Annotated in this window: 25 protein-coding genes; 8 read left to right on the top strand and 17 right to left on the bottom strand. The window is 71.7% G+C overall.

All coding sequences use genetic code 11. From position 1 onward, the window contains the following. Positions 1 to 4: 4 nt before the first annotated feature. The 9 genes from ACI2K6_RS07400 to ACI2K6_RS07360 all read right to left on the bottom strand — a co-directional run bounded on the left by ACI2K6_RS07400 (position 5) and on the right by ACI2K6_RS07360 (position 8,866). A complete protein-coding gene (locus ACI2K6_RS07400; protein ID WP_274178231.1) occupies positions 5 to 1,162 on the bottom strand; it encodes an NAD(P)/FAD-dependent oxidoreductase in 1,158 nt (385 codons plus the stop codon). Continuing rightward, positions 1,155 to 1,853: a methyltransferase domain-containing protein gene (locus ACI2K6_RS07395; protein ID WP_274178232.1), complete on the bottom strand. Its 699-nt coding sequence runs from the start codon at positions 1,851 to 1,853 to the stop codon at positions 1,155 to 1,157. Before ACI2K6_RS07395 ends, ACI2K6_RS07400 begins: the two co-directional genes overlap by 8 nt. Continuing rightward, entirely contained in the window at positions 1,844 to 3,061 is a 1,218-nt protein-coding gene (locus ACI2K6_RS07390; protein WP_404568341.1) for a type III polyketide synthase, read from the bottom strand. Before ACI2K6_RS07390 ends, ACI2K6_RS07395 begins: the two co-directional genes overlap by 10 nt. Before the next feature lie 103 nt (positions 3,062 to 3,164). Beyond that, complete coding sequence (locus tag ACI2K6_RS07385) at positions 3,165 to 3,746, bottom strand: nitroreductase family protein (protein ID WP_112616103.1); 582 nt, start codon at positions 3,744 to 3,746, stop codon at positions 3,165 to 3,167. Positions 3,747 to 3,917: 171 nt separating this feature from the next. After that, on the bottom strand, positions 3,918 to 5,006 hold the full coding sequence (locus ACI2K6_RS07380; RefSeq protein WP_274178234.1) for an ABC transporter permease: 1,089 nt from the start codon (positions 5,004 to 5,006) through the stop codon (positions 3,918 to 3,920). Further along, positions 5,003 to 5,899 (bottom strand): ABC transporter ATP-binding protein, encoded by an 897-nt coding sequence (locus tag ACI2K6_RS07375; RefSeq protein ID WP_274178235.1) that lies wholly within the window; start codon positions 5,897 to 5,899, stop codon positions 5,003 to 5,005. The genes ACI2K6_RS07380 and ACI2K6_RS07375 overlap by 4 nt, the downstream gene beginning before the upstream one ends. A gap of 134 nt (positions 5,900 to 6,033) precedes the next feature. Beyond that, positions 6,034 to 6,798, bottom strand: a complete 765-nt coding sequence (locus tag ACI2K6_RS07370) for an ABC transporter ATP-binding protein (RefSeq protein WP_404568340.1) — start codon at positions 6,796 to 6,798, stop codon at positions 6,034 to 6,036. Next, positions 6,795 to 7,820 (bottom strand): iron ABC transporter permease, encoded by a 1,026-nt coding sequence (locus tag ACI2K6_RS07365; RefSeq protein ID WP_258524604.1) that lies wholly within the window; start codon positions 7,818 to 7,820, stop codon positions 6,795 to 6,797. Before ACI2K6_RS07365 ends, ACI2K6_RS07370 begins: the two co-directional genes overlap by 4 nt. Before the next feature lie 2 nt (positions 7,821 to 7,822). After that, positions 7,823 to 8,866, bottom strand: a complete 1,044-nt coding sequence (locus ACI2K6_RS07360) for an ABC transporter substrate-binding protein (protein WP_404568339.1) — start codon at positions 8,864 to 8,866, stop codon at positions 7,823 to 7,825. An 81-nt stretch (positions 8,867 to 8,947) separates the two neighbouring features. On the opposite strand from ACI2K6_RS07360, the gene ACI2K6_RS07355 reads away from it, so the two are divergent. Together ACI2K6_RS07355 and ACI2K6_RS07350 are read left to right on the top strand one after the other, a co-directional pair. Next, positions 8,948 to 10,759 carry a glycoside hydrolase family 15 protein gene (locus ACI2K6_RS07355; protein ID WP_404568338.1) on the top strand — a complete coding sequence of 604 codons (1,812 nt, stop codon included), beginning with the start codon at positions 8,948 to 8,950 and terminating at the stop codon, positions 10,757 to 10,759. A 74-nt stretch (positions 10,760 to 10,833) separates the two neighbouring features. Beyond that, positions 10,834 to 12,168, top strand: coding sequence for a hypothetical protein (locus tag ACI2K6_RS07350; protein ID WP_404568337.1), 1,335 nt, complete (start codon positions 10,834 to 10,836; stop codon positions 12,166 to 12,168). 12 nt (positions 12,169 to 12,180) lie between these two features. Here the strand turns inward: ACI2K6_RS07350 and ACI2K6_RS07345 are convergent, their stop codons facing one another. The 3 genes from ACI2K6_RS07345 to ACI2K6_RS07335 all read right to left on the bottom strand — a co-directional run bounded on the left by ACI2K6_RS07345 (position 12,181) and on the right by ACI2K6_RS07335 (position 15,089). Continuing rightward, complete coding sequence (locus tag ACI2K6_RS07345; RefSeq protein ID WP_404568336.1) at positions 12,181 to 12,894, bottom strand: response regulator; 714 nt, start codon at positions 12,892 to 12,894, stop codon at positions 12,181 to 12,183. Then, the gene (locus ACI2K6_RS07340) at positions 12,891 to 14,177 is read right to left on the bottom strand and encodes a sensor histidine kinase (protein ID WP_404568335.1); all 1,287 of its coding nucleotides are present in this window, start codon (positions 14,175 to 14,177) and stop codon (positions 12,891 to 12,893) included. The genes ACI2K6_RS07345 and ACI2K6_RS07340 overlap by 4 nt, the downstream gene beginning before the upstream one ends. Before the next feature lie 72 nt (positions 14,178 to 14,249). Then, a complete protein-coding gene (locus ACI2K6_RS07335) occupies positions 14,250 to 15,089 on the bottom strand; it encodes an exodeoxyribonuclease III (RefSeq protein ID WP_404568334.1) in 840 nt (279 codons plus the stop codon). Between the two features lie 63 nt (positions 15,090 to 15,152). Here ACI2K6_RS07335 and ACI2K6_RS07330 point away from each other — a divergent pair, with 63 nt between their 5' ends. The 3 genes from ACI2K6_RS07330 (at position 15,153) to ACI2K6_RS07320 (ending at position 17,476) form a co-directional block, all read left to right on the top strand. Further along, entirely contained in the window at positions 15,153 to 15,647 is a 495-nt protein-coding gene (locus tag ACI2K6_RS07330; RefSeq protein WP_269267055.1) for a metallophosphoesterase family protein, read from the top strand. A gap of 44 nt (positions 15,648 to 15,691) precedes the next feature. Further along, positions 15,692 to 16,270: an orotate phosphoribosyltransferase gene (pyrE, locus tag ACI2K6_RS07325; RefSeq protein ID WP_112616119.1), complete on the top strand. Its 579-nt coding sequence runs from the start codon at positions 15,692 to 15,694 to the stop codon at positions 16,268 to 16,270. 114 nt (positions 16,271 to 16,384) lie between these two features. Continuing rightward, complete coding sequence (locus ACI2K6_RS07320; RefSeq protein ID WP_404568333.1) at positions 16,385 to 17,476, top strand: alkene reductase; 1,092 nt, start codon at positions 16,385 to 16,387, stop codon at positions 17,474 to 17,476. Here the strand turns inward: ACI2K6_RS07320 and ACI2K6_RS07315 are convergent. Continuing rightward, positions 17,437 to 17,880: a winged helix-turn-helix transcriptional regulator gene (locus tag ACI2K6_RS07315; protein ID WP_404568332.1), complete on the bottom strand. Its 444-nt coding sequence runs from the start codon at positions 17,878 to 17,880 to the stop codon at positions 17,437 to 17,439. The two genes, ACI2K6_RS07320 and ACI2K6_RS07315, sit on opposite strands and share 40 nt — an antisense overlap. 77 nt (positions 17,881 to 17,957) lie before the next feature. Between ACI2K6_RS07315 and ACI2K6_RS07310 the strand changes: the two genes are divergently transcribed. Then, positions 17,958 to 18,368, top strand: coding sequence for a RidA family protein (locus ACI2K6_RS07310; protein ID WP_114589051.1), 411 nt, complete (start codon positions 17,958 to 17,960; stop codon positions 18,366 to 18,368). A gap of 21 nt (positions 18,369 to 18,389) precedes the next feature. On the opposite strand, the gene ACI2K6_RS07305 is transcribed toward ACI2K6_RS07310, so the two are convergent. Beyond that, on the bottom strand, positions 18,390 to 18,575 hold the full coding sequence (locus tag ACI2K6_RS07305; RefSeq protein WP_112616125.1) for a hypothetical protein: 186 nt from the start codon (positions 18,573 to 18,575) through the stop codon (positions 18,390 to 18,392). A gap of 112 nt (positions 18,576 to 18,687) precedes the next feature. Next, positions 18,688 to 19,497, bottom strand: a complete 810-nt coding sequence (locus ACI2K6_RS07300) for an HAD-IIA family hydrolase (RefSeq protein WP_112616127.1) — start codon at positions 19,495 to 19,497, stop codon at positions 18,688 to 18,690. A gap of 42 nt (positions 19,498 to 19,539) precedes the next feature. Here ACI2K6_RS07300 and ACI2K6_RS07295 point away from each other — a divergent pair, with 42 nt between their 5' ends. Continuing rightward, positions 19,540 to 20,502, top strand: a complete 963-nt coding sequence (locus ACI2K6_RS07295; RefSeq protein WP_112616129.1) for an SDR family NAD(P)-dependent oxidoreductase — start codon at positions 19,540 to 19,542, stop codon at positions 20,500 to 20,502. Positions 20,503 to 20,508: 6 nt separating this feature from the next. On the opposite strand, the gene ACI2K6_RS07290 is transcribed toward ACI2K6_RS07295, so the two are convergent. Then, the gene (locus ACI2K6_RS07290) at positions 20,509 to 21,147 is read right to left on the bottom strand and encodes a metal-dependent transcriptional regulator (protein ID WP_114589053.1); all 639 of its coding nucleotides are present in this window, start codon (positions 21,145 to 21,147) and stop codon (positions 20,509 to 20,511) included. Positions 21,148 to 21,185: 38 nt separating this feature from the next. On the opposite strand from ACI2K6_RS07290, the gene ACI2K6_RS07285 reads away from it, so the two are divergent. Continuing rightward, a complete protein-coding gene (locus ACI2K6_RS07285) occupies positions 21,186 to 21,854 on the top strand; it encodes a TrmH family RNA methyltransferase (RefSeq protein WP_404568331.1) in 669 nt (222 codons plus the stop codon). An 18-nt stretch (positions 21,855 to 21,872) separates the two neighbouring features. Here the strand turns inward: ACI2K6_RS07285 and ACI2K6_RS07280 are convergent, their stop codons facing one another. Then, positions 21,873 to 22,382 (bottom strand): hypothetical protein, encoded by a 510-nt coding sequence (locus tag ACI2K6_RS07280; RefSeq protein ID WP_354451444.1) that lies wholly within the window; start codon positions 22,380 to 22,382, stop codon positions 21,873 to 21,875.

Raw genomic sequence — 22,382 nt, 5'->3', positions numbered from 1 at the left:
GAACTCAGCGAGCAGCGGCGTCGAGCCCCATCGCATAGGCGTTCGGGACCAGGGAGCCGGTCGCGGCGAGCACGCGCCCGAGCATCCGAGTGCGCACGGCGTCCGCGCCCGCACTCACCGGGCGGCCGAGACGCATGTTGACCGCCGCCAGCCGTCCCGCCGTGCGGGCCGAACGCAGCCGATCGTGCTCCCATCGTGCGAGGGCAGCAGCGGGCTCGGTGCCGCTGCGGACCCAGGCAGCGAGCAGCGGCGCGAGGGTCGCCGCGTCGAGGAGGCCGAGGTTCATCCCCTGTCCTCCGATCGGGCTGATCTCGTGTGCGGTGTCGCCGATCACCGTCACCCGGCCGCGACGCAGGGCCGGTGCGAGCACACGTCGCACGCGGAACCCCGTCGCGCCGGTCAGTGCCTCTGCGGCATCCGTTTCGCCCCGTTCCCGTATCGCCGTGCGCAGCCGCCGCAGCCGCGCATCCGGCTCGTCGAACCCGCCGTCATCCTGCCCGGGCGGCTCGTCCCAGGCGACGAAGCGGCGTCGGCCTCCCGGCAGGGGGAAGGACTCGAGCACCCCCGCTCGCGCGAGGTGAACCACCGCGACGTCGGCATCGGGTCTCCCGGGGACGTCGGCGTCGCTCATGAGGTACCGGTCGGGGTAGCTCGTGCGTCTCACGGCGTTCGGCCGGAACACGAGCTCGCGTGCGCCGACGCCTCCGGCGACCACGACGAGCGGCGCCGACAGTTCGCCGGCCCCGCGAGCACCGGACGTCTCGATCCGTACGTCGGCCGGCCCCGGTGTCACGCGGGTGACGGCGACCCCACGCAGCGGCGACGGTGCACCGAAGGCGAGAGCGCGCTCGGTGAGGGCCTGCGGGAGGGTGGCGACATACGGATGCCGCACCGACAGGCGATCGAATCGGACGACGCCGAGCAGTGTTCCGTCGCTGCGGGCCTCGCCGCGCGAGACACGGACCGCGTCCTCGAGGATGCGGTCGGTCGCACCGCCCTCCTCGAGCGCGGCGAGGACGGGAGCGTGCAGCCCGATCGCCCGCGACCCGTCGCCGCTGCGTTCGCGGCGCTCGAGCACCGTGACGTCGACCCCCCGCCGCGTGAGCTCGGCCGCCAGCAGCATCCCCACCGGGCCGGCGCCGACGACGATGACGTCAGCCACGCCCCGCTCCCACGGCGAGCACGCGGAACGGCGCGGGGCGGACGACGTGCCACTCGCCGCGACTCGCGAGCGTCGTCCGCAGCTCTCGGGCACGGTAGCTGCGGCGGATCGAGCGCAGCCCGTCGGTGCGCAGGAAGGTCCCGTGCTGGACCGGCAGGATGGCCGCCGCGTAGAGCGCGTAGGCGGCGCGCCCCCGCTCGATGTCGGCGTGGAGCACGATGCCGCGCGACAGCGCCAGCGAGTCGGCGATGAAGGCGTCGAGCTCGGTCTCGCCGAGGTGATGCAGCACATGGTTCGAGATGACGGCGTCGAAGCGCTCGCCGCTCGCCCGCAGCGCCGTCGAGTCGGTGCTGCGGAACTCCAGGTCGGGCCGGCTGCGCTCGCGCGCGACGGCGAGGGCGCGGGGATCCGGGTCGATCCCGACCCAGCCGACGTCCAGGCCATCCCGTTCCGCGAGCCGCGCGAGCCGCGCGGTGACGTCGCCACCGCCTGACCCGATGTCGAGCACGCGGGCGGGTCGATCCAGACGCGCCAGGGCGGGCCGCAGATGCCGCCGCCACACCGTTCCCCAGCCGCTCACGGCGCGATTGACGAGGTCGAAGCGGCGGAGCGTCTGCGCGAGGGCCTCCGGATCGCAGTCCGGGTCGTCCATCAGCTCGCGCAGCTCGACGTCGCGACGACTCAGGTCCACGATGCGACGGGTTCCGCCCGCACGGCATCCGTCGACGCGGTCTCCGCAGCGCCGGTCTCGGCTCCAGCGGCCACTCCGGCCGTGAGGAGCGCGGCCTCCATCGTGAGTCCGGGGCCGAACGCGAGCGTCGCGATCGTCTCGCCGTCGCGCAGGGTGTCTGCGTCGAGGAGCGAGCGGAGGATGAAGAGGATCGTCGCGCTCGACATGTTCCCGTAGTCCCTCAGCACGGCACGCGATGCCGCGAGGGCATCCGACGGCAGGTCGAGGCCCGATTCGACGCGGTCGAGGACGGCTCGGCCGCCCGGGTGGACGGCCCACGTGTCGACCCGGCCGTCGCCGATCACCTCGGCCACCGCGGCGCGGATCTCGCGCCCGATGATGCGCGGCACCTCGGCCGTCAGCACCATCTCGAAGCCGGCGTCCCCGATCGTCCAGGTCATGTCGCGCTCACCGTCGCCGGTCACCGCGGTCGCGAACCGATCGAGGTCGAGCCACCGCTCTCCGCGACGCGCCGGGTCTGCGCTGACGACCGCCGCCGCGGCGCCGTCGGCGAACAGCGATGCCGCGAGGATCTGGTCGGGGTCGTCGGCGACCCGGAAGTGCAGGGTGCACAGCTCGGCGCAGACCACGAGCACGATGGCGTCGGGCTGGGCGGCGCACATGCGTGCCGCTGCCCGAAGGGCCGGGACGGCGGCCGCGCAGCCGATGAACCCCAGGTGGTAGCGCTCGACGGTCGTGGGAAGGCCGAGGTCGCGCACCAGCCGGTAGTCGGGACCCGGCGCGTACATGCCGGTGCACGAGACGGTCACGACGTGAGTGATCTCCGCCGGCGCGACGGATGCCGCAGACAGGGCCTCCCGCGCCGCGCGCGCCGACAGCTCGGGGGCGAGGGCGATATAGGTGTCGTTGCGCGTGCCCGTCGAGGGCGAGAGCAGCGCTCCGTCGCCGGAGATCACGGGAAGGGATGCCGGGTCGCCGGGAGCCGAGGCCGCGGCATCCGATCGCGCGCCACCGGGCTCGAGCGCCTCGGCGAGATCGGTCAGCACGGTGTGCCGGGTCTCGATGGCCGAGGCGTCGAACGCCGCGCGGACCAGACGCTGCGACAGCCGTCCGATGCCGGGCTGTGCGGCGAACAGGTCGCGCACGGAGTTCTGGTGAAGCACGGCCGGCGGCACGGCGGTGCCGATCGACAGGATGCGGGCGGTCATGCTTGACGATAACCGGTGCGGCACCGCCGCGGCGCCGGGGTGTCGCACCTCACAGACCTCGTCTATGGTGCGGCCGCCGCCGTGCGAACCGCTGCCGGCGGGCTCAGTCGTCGATGACGACCGACTCGGCCACGGGCCGGCGGGTGCGGGGCGAGAGCTCGCGCTCGCGCACGGCGGCGGGGGCGGCGTCGATGTCGCCGAGGTCGCCGACGGCCATGACGGTGACGGGCGTGAACGGGGCCTCGATGCCGAGCTTTTCGGCGAGGGCTGCGGCATCGAACCCGGTCATCTGGTGGGTGTACAGGCCGTCGGCGTGGGCCTGGACGGTGAAGTGCGCGGCGGCCTGGCCGAGGTCGTAGAGCGCGGTGGGCACGGGCTTGCCGTCGTTCTCGGTCTGCGCGATGAAGACGATGAGGGCGCCCGCGGGGCCGGCCCAGGCCTGGTTGAACTCGACGAGCGTCGACACGACCTTCTCGTGGGTCTGGGTGCCGCGACGAGCGACGACGAAGCGCCAGGGCTGTGCGTTGAAGGCCGACGGGGCCCAGCGTGCCGCCTCGAGGGCGCTGGCGAGGGCGTCCTCGTCGACGGGGGAGACCTCGTCGTACAGGCGCGTGCTCCAGCGGGCGGCGAGGATGTCGAGGACGGGGGCGTCGGTCTCGGCGACGCGCTCTTCGATGAGGGACATGGGATTCTCCCGGGTTCGTGCGGACAGCGTCGGACTCCATCGTCCCGCCACGTGCGAACGACGGCGCGTTCGCCGGCATTCCCCGTCACGAGAAACTCATCGCCGTCCTCCGGGCGTGAACCCGGAGGACGGCGATGCGGCGGGAGGGCGGGCGGCCCCGCAGCGGCCGGGTCAGCGGCGCAGGGCCTCGCCGAGCTTGACGCGGGCTCCCATGCGCAGGAGCGAGTTCTCGTAGATCTTGGCGCCGACGAGGATCGCCCCGACGCAGGTCAGGAGCAGGATCGCGAGCGACAGCAGCGGCTCCCACCACAGCGCGTCGCCGAGGAACAGGCGCATCGGCATGCCGACCGGTGCCGAGAAGGGCACGTACGACATGATCCCGAGGATCAGCGGGTTGTTCCACGCGAAGATGACCAGGAAGTACGGCGCCATGACGAGCAGGATGAGGGGCGTCGTCGTCGCTCCGATGTCCTCCTGCCGCGAGACCATCGCGGCGGCGGCGGCGAAGAGCGCGGCGAGCAGCACGAAGCCGAACAGGAAGAACACTGCGAACCAGGCGATGGGGGCGCCGATGCCCGTCAGCAGCGCCGTCTGATCCGTGACCGTCAGCCCGATCACCGCTACCGCGGCGAGGATGAGGATCTGCCCCATCGCCAATACCGTGTTGCCGATCACCTTGCCCGCGAGCAGCGCCCGGACCGGTACGGCCGAGATCAGCAGTTCGACGACGCGCGTCTGCTTCTCCTCGACGACCGACTGGGCGATCGTGGCACCGAAGGTCTGCGCCGAGATGAAGAAGATCGCGCCGAACCCGATCGCGACGATGTAGCCGAGGAAGCCGGCGTCGCCGGAGGGGTCGAGCAGCTCGACCTTCGGCAGCTGCGCGAGCGACAGGAGGATGGTGTTCGACACCGACGTGTCGCCGATGACGACGTATCCGCTCGGCGCGGACGCGTCGGCGACGACCGCGGCGTCGACGTCGCCGTCGCGCACGGCGCTCTCGGCGGCCGCCCGGTCGGCGACATCCTTCACGTCGAGGCCGGGCGCGTTCTGGACGTACGAGGCCGCGTCCGGGGTCACCGCGACGGGCGAGCCGCTGTCGTTCCCCGCCGAGAAGCCGCCCCAGATCACGAGCGCGAGCGCGCCGAGGAAGAGGATGGCGAACGAGATCACGAACGACTTGCTGCGGAGCTTCGAGCCGATCTCGCGTTCGGCGACGAGCCAGGTGCTCTGGGCGAATGAGGGGGATGCGGCGCTCACGGGGCGACCTCCTGGATGACTTCGGTGAAGATCTGGGCGAGGGACGGATGCCGCGGCGTGAAGCTCGCGACGTCGCCGTGCTCGACGGCCCGGCGCAGCACACGCTGAGCCGTCTCGTCGGCATCGACGTCGAACAGGGCGTAGCCGCCGTCGAACTCGACGACCTCGACCCCCGGTTCGGTGCGGATCCAGCCGGCATCTCCGGTCGAGACGAGCTCGTAGCGGTGACCCTGGTGCTGGCGGCGGAGCCCCTCGCGGGTGCCGGCGGCGCGGATGGTGCCGCCGGCGATGATGACGAGGTCGTCGCAGAGACGCTCGACGACGTCGAGCTGGTGCGACGAGAACAGCACGCCGACGCCCTGAGCGGCACGGGTCTGCAGGACACCGGCCACGACGTCGACGGCGAGGGGGTCGAGCCCCGAGAACGGCTCGTCGAGGATCAGGACCTCGGGATCGTGCACGAGGGCGGCGGCGATCTGCGCGCGCTGCTGGTTGCCGAGCGACAGCGTCTCGATGTTGTCGTTGAGGCGCTCGCCGAGACCGAGCTCCTCGAGCAGGCCGCGGGCCCGCGACGTGGCCTCGGGCTTCGAGAAGCCGTGCAGCCGGGCGAGGTAGACGATCTGCTCGAGCACCTTCATCTTGGGATACAGCCCGCGCTCCTCGGGCATGTACCCGAAGCGGCGGCGGTCGGCGGCGGTCACCGGTGATCCGTCGAGGGTGACCTCGCCCCGGTCGCGCGAGAGGACACCGAGCATGATGCGCATCGTGGTGGTCTTGCCCGCCCCGTTGCCGCCGACGAAACCGGTCAGGCGCCCATCGGGCACCCGGAACCCCACGTCGTCGAGCACGCGGTGCGTGCCGTAGTTCTTGGTGATGCCGCTCAGTTCGAGCATTCCGCCTCCTTAGCCGATGACTCCACGCTAGGGAGCGGGCGGGGTCGGGCGGATCCCCCGTACGGCGGATCGTGGCGGAGTACGCCCCGCCCGGCGGGGGAGCCGCGCGGGGGGAGCGGGGTGGGTGGGCCCCGTCAGCGGCGCAGGAACGTGATGACCGGATGCCCGTCGCGGGCGTCCGGGCGCACCTCGGCGGCCACGCCGTAGACGTCGGCGATGAGCTCGGCGGTCAGCACCTCGGCGGGGGCGCCCGCGGCGACGACCCGGCCCGACTGCAGCACCATCACGGCGTCGCAGTACATCGCGGCGAGGTTCAGATCGTGGATCGCGACGATGCACGTCACCGGCAGGTCGCAGACGAGTTCGAGCAGGTCGAGCTGATGACGGATGTCGAGGTGGTTGGTGGGCTCGTCGAGCAGCAGCTCGCGGGGCTCCTGCGCCAGCGCGCGGGCGATCTGCGCGCGCTGGCGCTCGCCGCCCGAGAGCGTGTGCCACATGCGGTCGGCCCGATCGGCGAGGCCGACGTGCTCCAGGGCGCGATCGACCGCCGCGGCATCGGCCGCCGGGTCGCCGCCGAAGGTCGTCCGGTGCGGGATGCGCCCGAGGCGCACGATCTCGCGCACGGTGATGTCGACCTCCGTGTCGGCGTGCTGCGTGACGGCGGCCACGGTGCGCGCTACTCGGCGCCGACCGAGGGAGGCGAGGTCTTCATCGTCGAGGGTCACGAGTCCCGCGGTCGGGCGGACGAGCCCGTGCAGCAGCCGGAGAAGCGACGACTTGCCCGATCCGTTGGGCCCGAGCAGGCCCAGGGTCTGCCCCGGATCGGGGCGCACGCTCACGCCGTCGACGACGAGCGTGCCCGAGCGCGTCCACGACACGTCGCGTGCGGCGAGGGTCATGCGCGGTTCCTCCGGCGGGCGAGCAGAACGATGAAGACGGGCACGCCGACCAGGGCGGTCCCGACGCCGACGGGCAGCGGGGTAGGCGAGAAGGCGACGCGCGAGCCGGCATCCACCCACACCATGAAGATCGCCCCCGCGACGATCGTGGTGGGGATGAGGCGCCCGTGGCGCGACCCGACGAGCAGGCGTGCCATGTGGGGCAGGACGAGGCCGACGAAGCCGATCGCGCCGGCGACGCTCACGAGGGTGGCCGTGATCAGCGCGGTCGTGACGAGCAGGATGCCGCGCGTGCGTGCGATGTGGATGCCCAGGGAGGCCGCGACCTCATCGCCGAAGACGAAGGCGTCGAGGGCCGAGGCGTAGCGCAGGCACAGCAGGGAGCCCAGCGCCACGACGACGGTGCACAGCACGACGTCGTCCCAGCGGATGCCTTCGAGCGAGCCGAGGAGCCAGAACATGACCCCGCGCGTCTCATCGGCGTCGGCGAACGCGAAGATCACGAGAGAGGTGAGTGCCGAGAACAGCTGCGTGCTCGCGACTCCGGCCAGGACGACACGGTCGTTCCCGCCCCCGGCGAGGCGTGCGAGCAGCAGCACCACCGCGAAAGCGACGAGCGCTCCGATGAAGGCCCCGCCGGAGAGGCCGAGCGCGGCGCCGCCGAGGCCGAGCACGCCGATCGCGACGGCACCGGTCGAGGCGCCGGACGAGATGCCGAGGATGAACGGCTCGGCGAGGGGGTTCCGCAGCAGCGACTGCATGATGACGCCGCAGAGCCCGAGCCCCGCACCGCACGCCGCGGCGACCAGCGCGCGGGGCAGTCGCTCCTCCCAGACGATCGCGTCTTTCGCGGTCTTGACGGGGATGTCGGTGAGGCCCAGGTGGTTGGTGACGATGTCGCGGACGTTGACGAGCAGGATGTCGGCCGGGCCGAGGGTGATCGCGACGCCGACCGACACGACGAGCAGCAGGATGCCGCCCCCGAGCAACCCGGCCGTGGCGACGGGGCCGCGGGTGCGCACGCTCAGAGCTCGTCCCGGTGCTCGTCCATCCAGCTCTCGATCTTCTCGAGCCCGTCGACGAAGCGGATCGAAGGGTTGAGCTCGGCGCCATGCAGCGCGATGTAGCGCTTGTTGCGCACGGCATCGATCGTGCGCGTTACGGGATCCGACTCGAGGAACGCGATCTTGTCGTCGAGCCGGTCGCCGGGGAAGCGATCGCGTTGCAGATCGCCGAGGACGAGCACCTGCGGATCGCGGTCGACGAGGTCCTCCCAGGTGGTCGCGGGCCAGTCGTCGGCGGCATCGGCGTACACGTTGGTGAACCCGATGGTCGCCGCGAGCAGCGCAGCCGAACCGAGCCCGCCGGCGACGTACGGGGTCTTGGTGTCGGCGAACCAGAAGGCGACGGTGGCGCCCGAGGCGTCGATGCCCTCCGTCGCGGCCGCAGCGCGCGAGCGCAGATCGTCGACGAGCTTCTCGGCCCGATCGGAGACGTCGAAGATCCGACCCAGCTCGGTGATCTCCTGATAGAGCGCGTCGACGGTGAGCGGGGTGGTGCGGGTGCCACCGCCGTTGATGCTGACGCCGGTGTCGCAGTCGGTCGGCGAGAGGTAGCTGCCGATCCCGGTCTCGTCGAACCGGTCGCGCGTCGCGACGCCGCCCTGCGCGAAGTGTCGTCCGAACGAGGCAGTGACGAAGTCGGGGTCGGCGCCGAGCGTGACCTCGTAGGTGGGGGCGTTGTCGGCCAGGCGGGGCACGTTCTGGTTCGCCTCGGCGAGCGAGGGAAGGATCGGGTCGGTCCACGACGCCGTGCCCACGATGCGGTCCTCCAGCCCGAGCGAGAGCAGGATCTCGGTGGAGTTCTGGTCCAGCGAGACGATGCGCTGGGGCGCCGCGTCGACCGTGATGGAGCGGCCGCAGTTCTCGATCGTCAGGGGGTAGGACGTCTCTCCGTTGCCGGCCGGGGCGGCCGCGCCGGCCGGGACGACCTCCGATGCGCCGCAGCCCGCGAGAGCGAGAGCGGCCAGCGGAACGATGGCGAGACTGGCGAGGAGACGATGACGCACCGCAGAAGGATAGCCTCGCCTAACCAGCATCCGCGAATCGCCGTGTTGGCGGATCCGACCCCCGACCGCGATGATGCGAGCATGCCCGCACCGATCGAGCGCTACGCCCTCCTCAGCAACTGCCGCAGTGCGGCGCTCGTGTCCGACCGGGGCGACCTCGACTGGCTGTGCCTTCCCCGCTATGACTCCGGCTCCATCTTCGGCGCCCTGCTCGGCGACAGCTCGCACGGATGCTGGAGCCTGCGGCCACGCGACCCGGACGCGACCGCGACGCGGCGCTACGACGGCGACACGTTCGTGCTCGTGACCCGGTGGGAGTGCGCCGCCGGTGTCGCCGAGGTGCACGAGTTCATGCCGGTCCTCGACGGGGTCGATGCGGTCGTCCGGCGCGTCGTCGGTGTCGCGGGCGAAGTCGACTTCGTGAGCGAGGTGCGGCTGCGGTTCGACTATGCGCGGGCGGTGCCCTGGGTGCGGCAGATCGGTGCGGCCGACACGTCGGATGCCCGCCCGATGGGCGTCCTGCTCGCGGTGGCCGGGCCGGATGCCGTCACGCTGCGCGGGCCCCGGCTCGTCGCCCGGGACACGATGCACCGGGGCGAGTTCCGTGTCGAGGCGGGGCGCACCGTCGACTCGGTGCTGCGCTGGGAGGCCTCGTACCGCGACATCCCGCAGCCCTTCGACGTCGACGGCGCCCTCGAGCGCACGCGCGGGTGGTGGACGACTTGGGCGCGGCGTATCCGCGACGGCGGGCGGTGGGGCGACCGGGTGCTGCGTTCCATGCTCGTGCTGCGGGCGCTCACCCACGCCGAGACGGGCGGCATCGTCGCCGCCGCGACGACCTCTCTGCCGGAGGATTTCGGTGGTTCGCGCAACTGGGACTACCGGTACGTATGGCTGCGTGACGCTGCCCTGACTCTCGAGGCCTACATCTCGCACGGCTATCTCGAGGCGGCCGCGCGCTGGCGCGACTGGCTGCTGCGGGCGGTCGCGGGCGATCCCGCCGACGTGCAGATCATGTACGGCATCGCGGGCGAGCGCGACCTGCCCGAGCGCGAGCTGGAGAGCCTGCCCGGCTACGCGGGATCCGCGCCGGTGCGCGTCGGCAACGGCGCGGTCGACCAGTATCAGGCCGACGTCATCGGCGAGGTGATGGTCGCCCTCGAGGCCGCCCGGCTCGCCGGCGTCACCGAGACCTCGTTCTCGTGGGCGTTGCAGCGGGCGCTGCTCGATCAGGTCGTCGCCTGGCTCGACCGGCCCGATCACGGTATCTGGGAGATCCGGGGTGAACCGCAGATGTTCACCCACTCGCGGGCGATGGTCTGGGCTGCCCTCGATCGGGGCGTCCGTGCCGTCGAGGAGCACGGGTTGAACGGGGATCCCGATCGCTGGCGGGCCCTGCGCGATCGCGTCCGCGCCGAGATCGACGAGCAGGGCGTGGATGCCGCGGGCGGGCACTTCACGCAGCACTTCCGCACCGACGAGGTCGACGCGTCGCTGCTGCTGCTTCCGGCCGTCGGGTTCTGCGCTCCCGACGATCCGCGCATGCTCGCGACCGTCGCGCGCATCGAGAGCACGCTGCTGCGAGAGGGCCTGGTGATGCGCTACCGCACCGAGGCCGGCGTCGACGGTCTCGCCGGCACCGAGCATCCCTTCCTCGCCTGCTCGTTCTGGCTCGTCGAGCAGTACGCGGCGACCGGACGCATCGACGACGCCACCCGGCTCATGGACCGCTTGTGCGGACTCGCCAACGACGTCGGGCTCCTGTCGGAGGAGTACGACGTCACCGACGGGCGCCAGGCGGGAAACACGCCGCAGGCGCTGTCGCACCTCGCGCTGGTGGGCGCAGCCGATGCGCTGGCGGGGCACGGCGGGCGCGCGGCGCACCGGCGCTGAGCCGGCCGGCGGTACGCCACAGCGGCCACCTCGGCGTTCATCGGGCAGATATGCGCGGGGCCTATGATGCCCGGGTGACGTCTCTTCCGGCATCCCCCCGCCGCCCGACGCGCCGCCAGCGACTGGCGGCATTCGGCCGAACCCGTCGGGGTCTCGTCACCGGTTTCGTGGCCTTCCACGCGGCCTACATCCTCGCCCTCCTGCCGCTGATCATCGCGGGCGGCACGGAGGGCGACCTCCCGCTGTACCGGCAGTGGGCGCAGGATGCCGTGCAGGGAACCTGGCCCATCATCGACTTCGAGTGGGTGTATCCGGCGGGCGCGCTGCTGCCGATCGTCGCGCCGATCGCGCTCGGCCCCTACCTGTACCAGCTCGTCTGGCTGCTCATGCTCGCCGGGGCCAACTGGCTCGCACTCGTCGCGATCGCCGGCGCGCGGCTGCAGCGGCGTTCGGCTTACCCCGCAGCCTGGTACTGGCTGCTCAGTATCCTCCTTCTCGCCCCCGTGTCGATGCTGCGCCTGGAGGGGTTCGCCGCACCGCTCGCCATCGCCGGGCTCGTCTGGGTCTCGCGGCGCCCCGTCGTCGCCGGAGCGCTCATCGCGCTCGCCACCTGGATCAAGGTGTGGCCGGCCGCCATCGCGGCTGCGGTGGTCGCGGTGTGCCGGAGCCGCTGGTGGATCGCCGTGGGCGGTGGCGTGGCGAGCGTCGTCATCATGATCGCGGTGGTTCTCGCCGGGGGCGCATCGAACCTCTTCAGCTTCCTCACGATCCAAGGGACTCGTGCCCCGCAGCTCGAAGCGCCCGTCGCGACGCCGTGGGTGTGGGCGACGATCTGGGAGCTGCCCGGAGCCCGCATCCAGCAGAATTACGAGCTCGCCACCCGCGAGGTGATCGGGCACGGGGCGATGGCTGCCGGCGAGGTCGTCGGCTGGCTCATGATCGCCGCGTTCGCCGCGATCGCGTTGCTGCTCGTGCGAGCCCGGATGACCTGGGTCGCCGGCGCCCAGCGCGTCGAGCGCGCGGAGGGTCGCCTCATGGTGCTGGGCGCCTTCGCCCTCACCGCCGCGCTGATCGTCTTCAACAAGGTCGGCTCTCCGCAGTACATGCTGTGGCTCGCCCCGATCGTCGTCGTGGGGCTGCTCATCGACCCCGAGCGGTGGCGGACGCCCGCGAAGTGGATGGCCGTGACGAGCTTCCTGACGACGCTCGTCTTCCCGATCTTCTACATGCCGCTCGTGCACGCCGACCCGTTCGCGGCGAGCCTGCTTCTCGCCCGGAACGTGCTCCTGGTCGCACTGTTCATCTGGAGCATCCAGGCGCTCTGGCGCATCGCGATGCCGCGCGCGGTGCGGCCCCTCTCGATGCCCGTGCCGCGCCCCTCGCTCTCGCCCGTCTCCGACCCGGCCTGAGCTCGCGGCTGGTCAGGCCCAGCCGTTGCGGTGGGCCAGGACGACGGCGGCCACGCGGTCGCGTGCGCCGAGCTTGATGAGGATGTTCGACACGTGCGTCTTCACCGTGGCGTCGCCGATGAAGAGCTCTCGCGCGATCTCGGCGTTGCTGAGCGCCCGCGCGAGGAGGCGCAGCACCTCCGCCTCCCGCTCGGTGAGGCCGTGATCGGCGGGAGTCGACGCCTGCGGCGCGGCGGGTGCTTCGGTGGCCGCGGAGGTCGCGTCGGGTGGGCCGCCCGCGAAGCGCTCGATGACCCGTCGGGTGACCTCCGGAGCGAGGAGGGCGTCACCGGCGGCAGCCACCCGCACGGCGGCGGCGAGCTCCTCGGGTCCCGCGTTCTTCAACAGGAAGCCGCTGGCTCCGGCCTGCAACGCCTGGAACAGGTAGTCGTCGCGGTCGAAGGTCGTCACGACGACGACCGCGCTGGAATTGCGAGGGTCGGCGACGATGCGGCGGGTCGCCTCGAGTCCGTCGAGGACGGGCATCTGGACATCCATGAAGACGACGTCCGGCTGCAGGCGTGCGACCGTCTCGACGGCCTCCGCGCCGTCGCCGGCCTCGCCCACGACGGCGATGTCGCCGCTCGCCTCGAGGATCATGCGGAAACCGGCCCGCATGACGGCATGGTCGTCGACGAGCACCACCGAGGTGGGCGTGGAGGGCGCGGGCGAGGTGGGCGTGCTCACGCGAGAACCCCCTGGGTGCTCGGGTGGGACGACCGCGCGCTCGCGGGAACACGGGCCCGGACGAGGAAGCCGCCGCGAGGACGGGGTGCCGCCTCGAGCCAGCCGCCCGATGCCGCCGCGCGCTCGCGCATGCCCACGAGGCCGAGGCCCGGCGTCGCCCCGAAGCGCACGCGGCCGTCATTGGCGATCTCGAGCTCGATCTCGTCGCCGTCGAAGCGCAGCCGCACGTCGGCGCGCGCGTCGGGCCCGCCATGGCGGCGCGCGTTCGTGAGCGCCTCCTGGGCGATGCGGTAGAGGTTCACCTGAGCGACCTCGGACGCCGTGACCGGTTCGCCGACGACGGTGAAGGTGGTCGGCATCCCGTTCTCCTCCGAGTACCGGGCCAGCTCGGCGATCGCGTCGAGCCGCAGCGTCGAATCATGCGGTGCCGCGGCATCCGGGGTCCGCAGCGTCTCGAGCAGCTGGCGGAGCTCCGTCAGCGACGCCCGTGCCGATTCCTCGACCACGGTGAGCGCGCGTCGCGCCGCCTCGGGATCGCGATCGAGCACCGTGCGCGCGGCGCCGGCCTGCACGCCCATCGCCGAGACGTGGTGCGCCACGACGTCATGGAGCTCGCGTGCGATGCGGACGCGGTCGAGCGCCACCGCCTGCGCCGCGGTGATCTCGCGCTCGTGCTCGAGCTCACGCGTGCGCTGTTCGAGCTCCTCGCGGCTGAGCGCGCCCGCGTAGGCGCGCTCGCCGAACGCGAAGGCGCCGGCGAAGAAGACGACGTTGAAGAGGAACTGCAGCATCATCATCGCCGCGACGGGGGAGAACAGCGAGAACTCCGCGGCGCTGTCGCTGCCCTGTTCGCTGGCCGCCTGGAACATCGCCGCGAGCAGCCAGAAGAACATGCCGATGATGACCACGACGCGGACGATCAGGGCCCGCCGCCGGTCGACCACCCACGCGCCGACCGAGTACATCGCGATGAAGAGGGCGATGCTGCCGACGTACATCTCGGGGATGTGCGCCGACATGCCGACGAAGTAGACGACCGCGACGACGATCAGCGCGACCTCGGGGATGCGGCGACGCAGCGCGAGCGGTGCCGTCAGCGCCACGCTGTAGAGCAGGCCCCAGCCGAGGTGCGGTGAGTCGTCGCCCCAGACCTGCGCGACACTGCCGAGCCAGGTGCTGAGGATCGCGCTCACGAGCAGCGCGGCGGCGAGCCACAGGTCGTTGCGCAGTTGCTCGGGGGTCGCGGCGAGACGCTCGTCGGGTACGGGGGAGGCCACGGACATGACCTCCACGCTACGGTGCGCGCAGGGGTGCGACATCCCCCGAGCGGGGGAGCCGGACGGTCATCGCGACGATCAGAAGATCATCGGACGGTCGTCATCGTCGTCGCCGTCGAGGTCGAGGTCGACGACGACGGGGACGTGATCGCTCGGCGCTTCGCCCTTGCGCTGATCGCGGTGGATCGCGGCGCCGGTGACGGCATCGGCGAACGCGGACGAGCCGAGGATGAAGTCGATGCGCAGGCCCTCGTTGCGGGGGAAGCGCAGCTGCTTGTAGTCCCAGTAGGTGAAGCCGGTCGGCACCAGCGGGCGCACGGTGTCGGAGAGGCCGGCGTCGAGCAGCGCCTGGAACGCGGCGCGCTCGGGCGGCGAGACATGGGTCGTCACGCCCTCGACGAGGGTCGGGTCGCCGACATCCTCGGGGGTGGGGCAGATGTTGAAGTCGCCGGTGAGCGCCAGGGGGAGGCCGGGGGATGCGGCCAGGGTGTCGCGCGTGTACTGCTCGAGCGCCTGCAACCAGTGGAGCTTGTAGACGTAGTGCGGGTCATCGAGCGACCGGCCGTTCGGGACGTAGAGGCTCCAGACGCGGACGCCGCCGACGGTCGCGGCGATGGCCCGCGCCTCCTGCGGCGCGTCGGGGCCCTCGTGGCCCTTGAGGAATCCCGGCATCCCGGGAAACCCGATCTGCACGTCGGTCATCGGCTCGCGGCTGGCGATCGCGACGCCGTTCCACTGGTTCAGGCCGTGGAGCTCGACGTGGTAGCCGGCCGCCTCGAACTGCTCCATCGGGAACTGCTCGGGCTTGCACTTGATCTCCTGCATCGCCAGGACGTCGATGTCTTCGTTCACCGCGAAGCCGACGATCCGGTCGACGCGAGCGCGGATCGAGTTCACGTTCCAGGTGGCAAGACGCATGCCCCCAGCCTATTCGGCGGCTCGGACCTCGCCCGCTGCGCGGCATCCGGATACCGTCGGGGGATGGCCACAACATTGCTGCTCATCGCCGATACGCATGTCCCCGGGCGGGCGCGGGCCCTGCCGGATGCCGTGCTCGCCGCGGCCGACGCGGCCGACCTCATCGTGCACGCGGGGGACTGGGTCGCGGCATCCGTCCTCGACGAGCTCGAGCGGCACGGCGAGGTGCTGGGGGTGTGGGGCAACAACGACGGAGCCGACCTGCGGTCGCGACTGCCCGAGGTGGCGCGTCGAACGATCGAGGGGGTGCGGTTCGCCGTCGTGCACGAGACCGGCGCCGCGGCGGGGCGCGAGCGACGGATGGACGCCGTCTACCCCGATGACGACGTGCTCGTCTTCGGCCACAGCCACATCCCGTGGGACACGACGACCCCGCGCGGACTCCGGCTGCTCAACCCGGGCTCGCCCACCGACCGGCGTCGCCAGCCTCACAAGACGTTCCTCACGCTCACGGTCGACGCGGGCGAGCTGCGCGATGTCGACCTCGTCGTGGTCTGAGCGACGGCGTCGGGCCGGGGCGACCCGCTCGTAGAATCGGGGTCATGACCGTCGCAGGCACGCCCGAGCTCGAAGCCGACCGCCAGGATCTCATCCGGCTGATCCAGGACGAGGCGGTGTTCCACGGCGACTTCACCCTCTCGAGCGGCAAGAAGGCGACGTACTACGTCGACATGCGTCGGCTGACGCTCGACCACCGCGCCGCGCCGGCGATCGGCCGCATCATGCTCGACCTCATCTCGGACGTCGACGGCGTCGTCGCGGTCGGCGGCCTCACCCTCGGCGCCGACCCGATCGCGAACGCCGTCATGCACGAGTCGGTGCGCGCGGGCCGCCCCCTCGATGCGTTCGTCGTGCGCAAGGAGCCCAAGGACCACGGCCGCGGTCGGCAGGTCGAGGGCGCGGATGTCGCAGGCAAGCGCGTCGTCGTCGTCGAGGACACCTCGACCACCGGCCAGTCCGCACTCAAGGCCGTCGAGGCGCTGCGGCGCGAGGGCGCTGAGCCCGTCGCGGTGGCCGTCATCGTCGACCGCAAGACCGGCGCCCAGGCAGCGGTCGAGGAGGCCGGGCTGCAGTGGCTCGCCGCGATCGACCTCGACGACCTGGGCCTCGCCCCGCAGTAAGGCGCTTCACCTGGCAGCATCCGCCGCTTCGGGCTGCGTGAGGGGGCATGAACTGCCAGGTGAACCGCAGCCGCCGAGGAATAGCGCGCGGGGCCTGGGCGGTTGCGGTTCAGTATGAGCCTGTACGAGCCCGCCGTCTTCGGTGCCCTGAACCTGTCGAACCGCGTCGTCATGGCGCCGCTCACGCGCACCCGCGCGGGCGAGGACGGTGTTCCCACCGACGTCATGGTCGAGTACTACCGCCAGCGCGCGGGGCAGGGCCTCATCATCACCGAGGGCACGTGGCCTGTCGTGGAGGGCAAGTCGTACCCCGGGCAACCCGGCATCCAGACCGAGGAACAGATCGCGGGCTGGCGACGCATCGCCGACGCCGTCCATGAGGCCGGCGGCACCATGGTCATGCAGCTGATGCACGGCGGACGCGTGTCGCACCCCGACATCACCGGCGCCGACCGGGTCGTGGGCCCGAGCGCGCTGGCCGCGCCCGGGCAGACCCGCACCCCGAAGGGCAAGGCCGACATGCCGATCGCGCACGCGCTGACCGCGGCGGAGGTGCTCGAGGTCGTCGAGCAGTTCGCGCAGGCCGCGCGCAACGCGCTCGCGGCGGGGCTCGACGGTGTCGAGGTCCACGGCGCGAACGGATACCTCGTGCACGAGTTCCTCTCGCCCGTCTCGAACGTGCGCGACGACGAGTACGGCGGATCGCCCGCGAACCGCGCGCGCTTCGCGGTCGAGGTCACCCGGGCCGTAGCCGCTGCCGTGGGCGCCGACCGCACCGGCATCCGGCTCTCGCCGCAGCACAACATCCAGGGTGTGCTCGAGCACGACGACGCCGACGCCCGCGCGACCTACACGGCTGTCGCCGAGGGGCTCGCCCCCCTCGGGCTCGCGTTCGTCGATGTGCTCAGCGCCGACCCGACGGGCGAGCTCGTGCAGCACATCCGTCGCACGGCCGCCGCCCCCTTCATCCTCAACTCGGGCTTCGGGTCGCCCACGACCCGCGAAGAGGCCGAGACGCTCGTGACGTCGGACTGGGCGGATGCCGTCGCCGTCGGTCGCCCCGTGATCGCCAACCCCGATCTGGCGGCCCGGTGGGAGCAGCGGGCGGAGCTCAACGAGGCGCGCCCCGAATTCTTCTACGGCTCGACCGCCGAGGGCTACATCGACTACCCGTTCCTCGACGAGGTGCCAGCCGGCGCGGTCTGAGCGACCCCGGACCCGAACCCGAGCGTCGCATCCATCGCCTCGTCGAAGCGGCGACGTGCGTCCTCGATGCGCGGCATATGCTCCTGCGCCCACGCGAGGATGACGTCGACGGGCGGGCGCAGGGTCTTGCCGAGCGCTGTGATCCGGTACTCCACGGCGACCGGCCGGGTGCTGAGCACGACGCGTTCCACGATGCCGTTGCGCTCGAGCCGCCGCAGAGTCGCGGTCAGCGACTTCTGCGTGACGGCGGGGATCGCGCGCCTGAGGGTGCTGAACCGGGCGGGCGCGTCGCACAGCTCGTTCAGCACCGCGAGCGACCACCTGTCGAGTACCTGGTCGAGCAGGTCGCGATGCGGGGCCGCGATCTCGAATCGGTCTGCGTCGGCGGGGGTGGTATCGGTCACGCTACCCAGTCTCGTTGAAGTGACTTCCGAGCACCAGGTATCCATGAGATACCCATAACGATGCAAGGAGCTTCACCATGACCGTTCACCTGTCGTCGCCCGACTCGCTGATGCAGCCCGTTCCGTACCACCACGTCGCCGTTGCCACCGGCGCGCGCCAGGTCCACGTCGCCGGCCAGATCGCCCGGACCGCCGACGGCAGGTCGGTGGCTCCCGGCGATCTCACCGGTCAGGTCGCGCACGCCCTCCGCAACACCCACGCCGCGCTGGAGAGCGCCGGCGCGGGGTTCGCCGATGTGGTCCGCTTGACCTTCTACGTCACGGGGTGGGCGCCCGACCGCATCGCCGACTTCATGGCGGGCGTCCACGATGTGGCCGCGGAGATCGGGCTGCCCACACCGATGCCGCCGGCCTCGCTCATCGGGGTGGACTACCTCTTCGAGCCCGACGTCCTCGTCGAGGTGGAGGCGACCGCGGTCCTCGATTGACTCCCGGCGGCCGATCCGGGCTCAGCTCTGGAAGACGGGCAGCTGCGACGCGAGGCCGAGCAGCAGGCCGAAGAACATGAGCAGGATGATGCCGCGACGGGTCGACCCGCGATTGGTGCCGTCGGTGCCGATCTGCTGGTTGCGCACGAAGATGATCAGCGCGATCAGCAGGATCGCGAGACCGGTGAGCGCGAGGACGATCGACATCAGTCGTCGTCCCCGTCGCGGCGCCGCCGGACGAACTGCACGATGACGACCACGAGGGTCGTCGTGAGCATGAGCGCGACGCTGATCAGCAGGAGGTTCTGCTCGAACTCGTTCACAGGATGCCCGGATCCTCGGTCTCGTACGGCTCCGTCTCAAGCAGATCGGCGACGGAGTCGAGGATCTCGTCGGGGCGGAACGGGTACCGCTCGATCTCGGCGTCGTCCGAGATGCCGGTGCGCACGAGCACGGTGTGCAGACCCGCTTCGATGCCCGCCACGACGTCGGTGTCCATGCGGTCGCCGATCATGCCGGTGTTCTCGGAGTGCGCTCCGATGCGGTTCATCGCCGAACGGAACATCATGGGGTTCGGCTTGCCGACGACGTACGGGCTCTTCCCGGTCGCGTGCGAGATCAGGGCCGCGAACGAACCGGTCGCCGGAACGACGCCCTCCGGGGTCGGGCCCGTGGCATCCGGGTTGGTGATGATGAACCGCGCGCCGGCGTTGATGAACCGGATCGCCTTCGTGATGGCGTCGAAGGAGTAGTTGCGCGTCTCGCCCACCACGACGTAGTCGGGGTCGGTCTCGGTCATGATGTAGCCGGCCTCGTGGAGGGCGGTGGTGAGGCCCGCCTCGCCGATCACGAACGCCGAGCCGCCCGGATGCTGCGAACGCAGGAAGTCCGCCGTCGCGAGCGCCGACGTCCAGATGCGGTCCTCCGGCACCTCCAGCCCCGACCGCGCGAGACGCGCGCTGAGGTCTCGGGGCGTGAAGAAGGGGTTGTTGGTCAGCACGAGGAACGGCGTGCCCGTCTCGCGCCACTGCGCGAGCAGTTCCGCCGCCCCCGGGATGGGGTGGTTCTCGTGGACGAGAACGCCGTCCATGTCCGTGAGCCAGCACTCGATATCGGCGCGTGTCCGCATGGCCCCAGCCTAGCTGTGGCGATCCGGCCGTAGTCTTCACTCGTGGCCCACGACGACTGGAATCCCCGCAAGCTGCCCGACCTGTCGGGCAAGCGGTATCTCGTCACGGGCTCCAACGCGGGACTCGGGTATTTCGCCAGTCTGCAGCTCGCTTCGGCCGGGGCCCACGTCATCATGACCGGCCGCAGCCCGCAGCGGCTCGCGACGGCGCGCGCCTCGGTCGTGCGAGCCCTGCCCGACGGGGTGGGATCGGTCGAGACGCTGCTGCTCGATACGAGCAACCTGGGCTCCGTGCGGGCAGCGGCGGCGACCGCTCGCGGCCGAAAGCCCCTCCACGGCCTGCTCCTGAACGCCGGGGTGGTGCATCCGCCGCGTCAGCGCCGCACGACGCCCGACGGTCACGAGCTGGTGTTCGCCACCAACGTCCTCGGCCACTACGCGCTCGCGGGGGAGCTGCTCATCGCGCTCGCCGCCGGCCGCGGCCGCATGGTCTGGGTCGGCTCCGTGTCGACATCGATCTGGAAGTACGACCCGACCGACATCGAGCTCGAGAGCGACTACTCGCCCTGGCGCGCATACGTGCAGTCGAAGGTCGCCACGACCTCACTCGGCCTCGAGGCCGACGAGCGCCTGCGGGCGGCGAGCGTGCCGGTCTCGAGCCTGGTCGCCCACCCCGGCTATTCCACGAGCGGGCGCACCCGTGGCATCGCCGGCATCAACGAGCCCTCGCGCATGACGCGTTTCACCGACAACCTGCAGGTCGCCGTGACGCAGTCCAAGGAACGGGGGGCGTGGGCGCTCGTGCGCGCACTCGTCGACCCGGATGCCGCGGGCGGCGAGTATTACGGGCCGGCCGGTGTGCTTCGGGGCGAGCCGCGCGTCGCGACGCCCGCGGCGATCACGCGCGATCCGGACATCGCCGCGCGCCTGTGGTCGTACTGCGAGCACACGACGCGCACGCCGTGGCCGTATCTGAAGGCGAGCCGGACGCGCGCGAAGAGCTGATCGCGCTCAGGCGGTGACCCAGATGGCCGCGGCGGCACCGGGTGGCAGCACGACGGAACCGCCGCCGTCGAGCCGCACGCTGTCGCGTCCGCTGACCGTCAGGGTGTGGCCCACGTCGACGCCGTGGCCCTCGAGCGTGCGCAACAGGGCGGGATCACGGTCGCTCACGCGAAGGATGCGGCCCTCGTGGCCGATCGCCGCTTCGGCGAGCAGCACGAACGGTTCGCGATGGACCTCGCCGTCGGCGTCCGGGATCGCGTCGCCGTGCGGATCGAACCGGGGATCGCCGAGCCGTTCGGCGATGCCCGAGAGCAGCCGGTCGCTGATGGTGTGCTCGAGCACCTCGGCCTCGTCGTGGACCTCGTCCCAGGCGTAGCCGAACTCGCGGACGAGCCAGGTCTCGATGAGGCGGTGACGCCGGATGATGGATGCCGCACGCCGCCGGCCGGCTTCGGTCAGGGCCACCGGTCCGTACGGGCGATGCGACACGAGGTCCTGAGCGGCGAGCTTGCGGACCATCTCCGTGACCGTCGATGGTGCGAGCCCGAGCGTCGCCGCGAGCTGCGAGGGGGTGATCGGCGCCGGCTGCCACTCGGTGTGGTGGTAGATCGTCTTCAGGTAGTCGTCGACGGCGGGGGAGGGCACACTCCAGATTATCCGCGGCGGCGGGATAGCCTGTCCCGGTGACCCGCCCCGACCCCGCCGACACGAGCGGCGACCGCGACGGCGTCGACGCGGAACCGCAGCTGCCGGTCGGCGTGGGGCCGTGGCCGGGCGGTCCGGACGCGTGGCCTGACGACCCCCGGTACGACCCGCAGCTGCTGGCCGACGGTGACCGCCGGAACGTCGTCGACCACTACCGCTATTGGCGGCTCGAGGCGATCGTGGCCGACCTCGACGAGCATCGGCATCCCTTCCACGTCGCGATCGAGAACTGGCAGCACGACATGAACATCGGCTCGATCGTGCGCAGCGCCAACGCCTTCGGCGCGGCGGAGGTACACATCGTGGGACGCCGGCGGTGGAACCGCCGGGGCGCGATGGTGACCGACCGCTACCAGCACGTCCGCCACCACGAGGATGTCGCCTCCTTCGCCGCGTGGGCGCAGGAGAACGACCTCCCGATCGTCGCCGTCGACAACGTCGCGGGGTCGGTGCCGGTGGACCGCGCCGACCTGCCCGAGCGGGCCGTCCTGATGTTCGGTCAGGAGGGGCCGGGGCTGTCGCCCGAGGCCGTGGCTGCGGCATCCGTCGTCGTCGAGATCACGCAGTACGGTTCGACCCGTTCCATCAACGCATCGGCCGCGGGCGCCGTCGTGATGTACGAGTGGTGCCGTCGCTGGGCTCGATGAGACCCGACCGGCGAGAGGTCACCGCTCCGGGTGGCGGTCCGGGGTGACGGCGTAGACGAACAGGCCCGTCGCCGAGGCGCTGAGCTCGACCGTCGCACCGGCCGGGACATCCTGGATGCCGTGCGGCTCGGCGTTCCCGTCGACGGCGGCGCACGGCACCTTTCCGCTCTCGGTGCTCGTGCCGTCGACGGTGACGGTGTAGGTCAGCTCGCTTCCCGATCCGGTGACGCAGGCGATCGTCACGACGGCGGGAGCCTCGCCGGCGGTGACGGTGATGATCGGCTCTCTGCCGGGCTCGAGAACACCGGCCTCGCGCTGGGTCCAAGACGCCCCGCCGAGCCCGTTCTCGGGGATCACGGTGTCAGCCCACTGCCGGGCGTCGTCGGCGGTGGGGCGGGGCAGCGTCCGGGGGTCGTCGGAGCGCGTCGGGATCTCGACCGGCGCTGTCTCCTGCGCGCAGCCGGAGGCGAGCATCCCGACCACGAGCACGGCGGCACCGGCGGCGGCGGCAGAGGTGAGCTTCGGCAT

This window comes from Microbacterium sp. NPDC006705, from assembly GCF_044903545.1.
Classification (GTDB): domain Bacteria; phylum Actinomycetota; class Actinomycetes; order Actinomycetales; family Microbacteriaceae; genus Microbacterium; species Microbacterium plantarum.
The sequence above is the reverse complement of the archived record's forward strand: the minus strand, read 5'-3'. Positions and strand labels throughout refer to the sequence as shown.